Raw genomic sequence first — 524 nt, 5'->3', positions numbered from 1 at the left:
GTGCGGGACTGCCGGTACCGGCTGATGACGATGTGACGGGTGCCACGTACGTTGGACCGCACGCGTGTCATTCCACGCGACATCGCAGTGCCACCGAGGAGCAGATGTATGGCAGACGACAGCGCCGACGCCGAGTCGGTCGAGCCGACCGAGGCCGAGCAGTCGAGCCAGTCCGCCCCAGAACCTGATGCCGTCGAACCGACCGAAGCGGCTGGTGAGGATGACACCGACGCGGCCGATGAGACCGGCGCGCCCGGTGCGGACGAGCCAGCTCAGGCCGCGGACTCAGCCCCCGAGCGGCGGCGCTTGCCGGGCTCGTCGGTCGCCGCGATTGTCGGTGGCGTTGTCGTCGCCGCGCTCGTGGCGTTGACCGGTTGGCTGGGCTATGGCTACTACGGGGTCTGGCAGGAACAACATCGGCGTGACATGTTCATGGAGACGGCGCGGCAGGGCGCGACGAACCTGACGAGCATCGACTGGGAGCACGCCGAGGACGACATCCAGCGAGTACTCGACTCCTCGAC

Annotated in this window: 1 pseudogene; it reads left to right on the top strand. The window is 68.1% G+C overall.

The features are described from left to right. Positions 1-108 precede the first annotated feature (108 nt). Positions 109-524: pseudogene (locus IMZ11_RS43645) on the top strand (hypothetical protein); the annotation flags it as partial.

The organism is Microtetraspora sp. AC03309 (assembly GCF_020826795.1).
In the GTDB taxonomy this organism is placed as follows: domain Bacteria; phylum Actinomycetota; class Actinomycetes; order Streptosporangiales; family Streptosporangiaceae; genus Microtetraspora; species Microtetraspora glauca.
The sequence above is the reverse complement of the archived record's forward strand: the minus strand, read 5'-3'. Positions and strand labels throughout refer to the sequence as shown.